The organism is Streptomyces sp. NPDC001027 (assembly GCF_040299045.1).
GTDB lineage: Bacteria > Actinomycetota > Actinomycetes > Streptomycetales > Streptomycetaceae > Streptomyces.
In genome coordinates this window covers 1-1,013 of the sequence record NZ_JBEPBI010000622.1, presented here as the reverse complement: position 1 = coordinate 1,013, position 1,013 = coordinate 1, and the positions used below count along the sequence as shown (strand labels likewise).

Annotated in this window: 1 protein-coding gene; it reads left to right on the top strand. The window is 70.3% G+C overall.

Annotated elements, in window-relative coordinates:
- The coding region (locus ABT300_RS44380; protein WP_351688929.1) for a condensation domain-containing protein at positions 1 to 1,013 on the top strand (1,013 nt) is incomplete at both ends.

The following is a 1,013-nucleotide window of genomic DNA, read 5'->3' as shown; positions in this document are numbered from 1 at the left end:
CTGTACCGCACGGGTGACGTGGTGCGCTGGAACGCCCAGGGCGAGGTGGAATACCTGGGCCGGGCGGACGAGCAGGTCAAGATCCGCGGCTTCCGGATCGAACCCGGCGAGGTCCAGTCCGTGATCGCCGGCCACGACCTGGTCCGCCAGTCCGTCGTGTTGGTCCGCGAGGACGTGCCCGGCGACAAGCGCCTGGTCGCCTACGTCGTCCCCGATGGCGACACTGCGGGTGGCGAACTCGCCCAGCACGTCACTGACTTCGTGGCGTCCCAATTGCCGGAGTACATGGTGCCGTCGGCCGTGGTGGTGCTGGACGCGCTGCCGCTGTCGGTGAACGGCAAGCTGGACCGCAAGGCCCTGCCGGCGCCCGTGTATTCCTCCGGCTCCGGTCGCGGCCCGGCGAGCGTGCAGGAGGAGATTCTCTGCGCGGTCTTCGCCGAGGTGCTCGGCCTGGAGAGCGTCGGCGGGGACGACGACTTCTTCCGCCTTGGCGGTCACTCCCTGCTCGCGGTGCGTCTGGTGGGTCGGGTGCGGTCGGTCCTGGGTGTGGAGGTGCCGCTGCGGGTGCTGTTCGAGGCGCCCACCGTTGCGGGGCTCGCGGCCCGGCTCGTGGGTGCGGATCGGGCGCGGGTGGCGCTGACGGCGGGGGAACGGCCGAAGCGGGTGCCGCTGTCGTTCGCGCAGCGCCGGCTGTGGTTCATCAACCAGCTCGAAGGGGACGGCGCCGCCTACAACGTCCCGGCGGTGATCCCACTGTCCGGTGATGTGGACCGGGACGCGCTGGGTGCCGCGTTCCTGGACGTGCTCGGACGGCACGAGGTGCTGCGCACCGTCTTCCCGGTGGTCGACGGCGAGCCCTACCAGCACATCATGGATCCACAGGAGCTGGACTGGCAGCTGACCGTGTCCGAGGTGGCGCCTGAGGACCTTTCGACCGCGGTCGAAAGGGCGCTGAACCACAGCTTCGACCTGGCGTCCGAACTGCCCGTCAGGGCTTGGTTGTTCGAGGCGGG